5 protein-coding genes are annotated in these 4,893 nt (G+C 38.9%); 2 read left to right on the forward strand and 3 right to left on the reverse strand.

What is annotated here, in order from left to right:
- Nucleotides 1-8: 8 nt before the first annotated feature.
- From B2R65_RS03750 to B2R65_RS03760, 3 genes are read right to left on the reverse strand one after another with little or no spacing between them, the layout of a single operon-like run.
- A complete protein-coding gene (locus tag B2R65_RS03750; RefSeq protein WP_286741220.1) occupies nucleotides 9-611 on the reverse strand; it encodes a DUF1287 domain-containing protein in 603 nt (200 codons plus the stop codon).
- A gap of 22 nt (nucleotides 612-633) precedes the next feature.
- The gene (locus B2R65_RS03755; RefSeq protein WP_286741222.1) at nucleotides 634-1,113 is read right to left on the reverse strand and encodes a hypothetical protein; all 480 of its coding nucleotides are present in this window, start codon (nucleotides 1,111-1,113) and stop codon (nucleotides 634-636) included.
- 39 nt (nucleotides 1,114-1,152) lie between these two features.
- Nucleotides 1,153-1,581 (reverse strand): hypothetical protein, encoded by a 429-nt coding sequence (locus B2R65_RS03760; RefSeq protein WP_054982450.1) that lies wholly within the window; start codon nucleotides 1,579-1,581, stop codon nucleotides 1,153-1,155.
- Nucleotides 1,582-1,793: 212 nt separating this feature from the next.
- Here B2R65_RS03760 and B2R65_RS03765 point away from each other — a divergent pair, with 212 nt between their 5' ends.
- Both B2R65_RS03765 and B2R65_RS03770 read left to right on the forward strand, forming a co-directional pair.
- Nucleotides 1,794-2,183: a YkgJ family cysteine cluster protein gene (locus B2R65_RS03765; protein ID WP_004587858.1), complete on the forward strand. Its 390-nt coding sequence runs from the start codon at nucleotides 1,794-1,796 to the stop codon at nucleotides 2,181-2,183.
- Between the two features lie 124 nt (nucleotides 2,184-2,307).
- Complete coding sequence (locus B2R65_RS03770) at nucleotides 2,308-4,689, forward strand: TonB-dependent receptor (protein WP_248451447.1); 2,382 nt, start codon at nucleotides 2,308-2,310, stop codon at nucleotides 4,687-4,689.
- Nucleotides 4,690-4,893: the final 204 nt, after the last annotated feature.

Below are 4,893 nucleotides of genomic sequence, written 5' to 3' on the forward strand. Positions count from 1 at the left end.
AAATAAATTTACTGCGTTTTATTCAAATGCTGTGGTTCAAACCGGTAGTGCCCCGTGATTTTATAATCAAAAAGCATATCGGTTTTTTCTGCCCCGCGGCCAATGTTATGTACAATTAATGGATTGCCAGTTTGTACTGAACGCTCATTAACTACCATCCCTATATGTGGCAGGTTACCCGGTAACATCCAAGTCACTATATCACCTGTTTTATATTCTTCAGGGCTATCAGATAATACTAACGCACGACCCTGTCTTTTAAAGTAGGTTTGTAAGTTAGGCACTCTGCGGTGGTCTATATTTTTATCGGGTTTGCTCAGTCCCCAAATACGCTTTGAGGGGTATAGAGTAAAATTGTCACGCATGTCTTCGTGTACTAACTGTTGTAAATCTATACCTAACTGGCGATAAGCACGAATAATCACATCGGTACACACCCCAATATTACTTGGCACGTCACCACCTGGGTAACTTATTGAACGATAACTCCCATCATACGTAACTTGGTGTGTTGTTCGCTGTATTAATGCAGCAGTTATGTCTTCTTCAAATGAATTTGCTAACGCACTAAAAGGCGCTAATACACTAAAATATAACCATACATTAGCCATATTCTGTTCCTTGTAAAAAAATTTATAATGCATCCAGTACATACTCAGGCACATTTATTTCCTCGCCTGAATTTATAAAGTGAGTATCGAGCGAATAAGCCATAATTTCAAGCGGTGCATTGTGATAACCAAAGTGCTTAATTTCATTCATATAGCGCGCTATAAAGGCTAAAGCACCAAGATTTTGCCACTGCAATACATGCACTAATTCATGAAAATGTACGCGCAAGTTATCAACACTTGTCGGCAACAAGTAGTAAGTATTTTTATAAGTTATGCCGCTGACTTTCATATCAATAAAATCACCCAGCCCCATGGCACGTAAAGCAGCAAAATCGGGCTTGGGTATTTCATCGATCACAACATAAAAGGCATTTTCCAAAAATTCAGTTGGGTAAAAACCTGCAAACTGTGCTGCAAATTGAGTACAGCACACCCGTTTGTATTTATATTTATGATTTACCTCATCAATCCATTGCTCGATTGCGGTTAATATATCCATATTCCAAACCTCATTACAATCGCGACTAACTAGGCTTAATTAACCTTCTTCTTCAGTCAGTGACTCAAGTAAATCATGAATTTCGGCTTTAAGCGCTTTATCTTCAATTTTATTAGCACTAACCTTGGCATTTTTTAAGTTTTTAATCGCTTCGTTTTTTTGTCCAAGCTCTATTTGTAGAGTTGCCATTGAATAAGCAACCGACGACATATGATCTTTATTATTGATTGCAACCGACTTCTGTAGCGCTTTTTCATATGTGGTAATTGCCTCTTCAAGTTCTTCGGTAAAGTCGGCTAAGGTTTCCCACTGTACAGGGTGATCTTTTGAAGTATTCTCGTTTTCTTCACAAATAGCTTTGAGCCTAGAAAATAATAATTCAAACCTTTTACGGTCGTTTCTATTTGCAGCTTCCATCAGTTGCTCTGCTAAATCATGTACTGCTTTATATACTTTGGTGTTCATCATCAGGAACTATCCTTAACTGGTCACTAAACTAACTATTTAGAGGCGTCCTAATCTTATTAGAACGGCTAATTATTTAGGTGTAATAATACATTAATAATAGATAGCGGGTTGGAATTAAAAGTGCGGTTTTAAAATTATATATAAAAAAGTAATCCACGTTAATTACAGTGATACACTGAGAAACTAATCGTTACCTAATATACTGGCTAAAAATGAAAGAGTGCAACCAATGCGGTAAATGCTGTATTAAATACGGTGGGGGCGATTTAAGTGCAACCGTACAAGAAATTGAAATGTGGGCACTGTTTAACCCAGAGATTTATCAATATGTTAAAGATGATGAAATTTGGTTTGATCCAAAAACGCAAATGCGACTCTCCACTTGCCCCTTTTTAGAAATAGCGCCCAAAAAAGAGCCCTCCCATAAAACAATGTATACCTGTAGCATTTACCTAGATAGGCCAGAAGATTGCCGCCATTATCCAAGCCTAGTGTCAGAAATGATACGTGATGAATGCGAAATGATAGAACCTATCGATGTAAAAAACCAAACTAGAGCACAACATAAGCTTAATATAATTATGCTTGATAGCCGCTCTTAATCAGCTTATCTTATTTGCGTGTTTATTCATCGAAAAACGTTAAGCTATAGTATAACATTGTTGATAAGTCAAAAACGCGGTGTTATATTATATCACAACATAGTAACCGCGAACCTTTAAGATAATGACAAAGTTAACATTAATTTCCTCTGCAGTTTTTTCTGTTTTATGTTCTCATTCAGCACTTGCTGCTACCGTTACCGGTAAAATAACAGACGATAAAAACCAACCTATTGAAAACGCAGCTGTACACGTACATGGTAAAGACCAAGGTGTAAAAACCAACGCACAGGGCGAATTTTCTATTGATGTAGACTCTCAAAGTCAATTGCATGTAAGTAAAGACAACTTTATAGACTCGCGTATTGCGGTAAATGAAAACTCAAACAATGTGACGGTGTCGCTTACCCCTACCTCGGTAGAAACCGTCGTTGTATATGCCTCTGCACTGCATAAAAATAGCTTAGAAATGATTTCGCCGGTGAGCGTTTTATCAGGTGATGAGCTTAAAAACAAATCAAAGGCGACCCTTGGCGAAACACTAAAGGGCTTACCAGGTGTTAATGCCAGTTACTTTGGTCCGGTATCATCAAGCCCTATTATCCGTGGTTTAGATGGCCCTCGCGTTAAAATTACCCAAAACGGTTTAGATGCCAGCGATGCATCGCGCATTGGTCCTGACCATGCAACCTCAAGCGACAGCTTAGCAGCGGAACAAATTGAAGTATTGCGCGGACCAAGCACCCTACTTTACGGCTCAGGCGCAATAGGTGGTGTGGTAAATGTGGTTGATAACCGTATTCCAACGAGCAATTTAGATGATTTAACCGGTGCTGCTGAATACAGCCATGACACGGTTTCTAACTCAAATACCGTGGCTGCAAAACTAGAAACCGGAAATGACGGATTTAACTTTCATTTTGATGGGACTAAACGCAGCGGCGATGACTATGAAACGCCTACATTTAACATTACAGATGAAGATGGTGATGTTGAAACTCATAACTCTGTAGAAAACACTTTTATTGATAGCGACACATTTAATGTGGGTACGAGTTATGTGGGCGATCATTTAACGGTTGGCTTTTCTTACGGTAGCATTGAAACCGATTACGGTATTCCTGGGCATGAGCATCATGATCATGACCATGAAGGTGAAACCGAAGAAGAACACGATGAGCACGCAGATGAAGAGGAAGAAGAGTCTGTTTATGCACATCTAGAGCAAGATCGTTGGCAAGGCCTTATAAGCTATGCGCTCGATAACAACTGGATTGAAAATATTAATCTTCGTGTTGGCTACACTGATTACAAACACAGTGAAATTGAAGACGGTGAAATTGGCACCACCTTTAAAAATGAAACAACCGAAGCACGCTTAAATGTAGAGCACAAGTTAGCTCAGTGGCACGGTATGATGGGCTATCATTATAGCGAATCGGACTACGACGCAATTGGCGAAGAAGCATTTACTCCTGCAAGTGTGACCACTACACATGCGTTATATCTACTTGAAGAACGTGAATTTGGTGATGTTACACTAGAGCTTGGTGCGCGTATTGAAGATTATGAAATAACAAGCACAATTACCGACAGCGAGCACGCACATGATCACGATGAAGAAGAAGATCATGACGAAGGCGAAGAAGAAAGCATTGCATACAGCGAAAGCTTTACTAATGTAAGCGCCTCTGCCGGTGCTATTTGGCAATACACACCAGGGCAAAGCGTAGCACTTAGCTTATCTCACTCTGAGCGTGCGCCCCTTTCTGCTGAGCTTTTATCAAACGGATTACACATTGCTACAGGTACTTACGAGCTAGGCCTTGGCTATCATATTGAAGATAACGAGGTTCACTTTGAGCCAGAAGACATTAAACAAGAAAAATCGACCAATTTAGATTTTAGCTTTAGACGTTTTAGCGGTGACTTTGGTTACACAGTTAACTTTTTCTATAACGATATTAAAAACTTTTATTATCAACAAAACACTGGATTAGTTTATGACGAAGAAGATGGTTTAGAGTCTGCAATTGGCGCTCACGATGATGCGGTTGCCGTATATCAGTTTGCCAGTAAAGATGCTGAACTCTATGGTGTAGAATTTGATGTACACTATCAAATTGACCCTAATGCCATGGTTAAAGTATTTGGTGATTCAACACGCGCTAAGCTAAAAGACGACGAAGGTAACTTGCCGCGCATACCAGCAAATAAATTAGGATCTGAATTACAATACAATGTAGGCGATTTACAACTAACACTCACAGGTACGCACTACTTTGAGCAAGATAATATTAGCGCCTATGAAACTAAAACCGATGGCTACACAATTGTTGATGCTCAAGCTAATTATCAGTTAAGTTTAGGCGCTATAGATACGCAGTTATACTTAAATATAGATAACATTACAGACGAACTTGGCTTTGTTCACAGCTCGTTTATAAAAGATAAAGCCCCACTACCAGGTAGAAACTTCCGCTTTGGTATTAGAGGTTATTTTTAATAACGCTTTGGCATTTATTTAGTTACTTTTAAAGCCGCATTTTATATGCGGTTTTTTTATGCCTACTCATTTAATTAACTAGGTTATTTACTTGTTGTAATAGGCCTTTGTAGCGCAGGTAGCAACACGTTTATCTATCCCTAAAATAACTCACTTAATTATGCGGATTGTCCTAAATTCTTAACGTTTTTAAAGCTTGCTATA

Source organism: Pseudoalteromonas sp. UBA2102, assembly GCF_002331165.1.
GTDB lineage: Bacteria > Pseudomonadota > Gammaproteobacteria > Enterobacterales > Alteromonadaceae > Pseudoalteromonas > Pseudoalteromonas atlantica.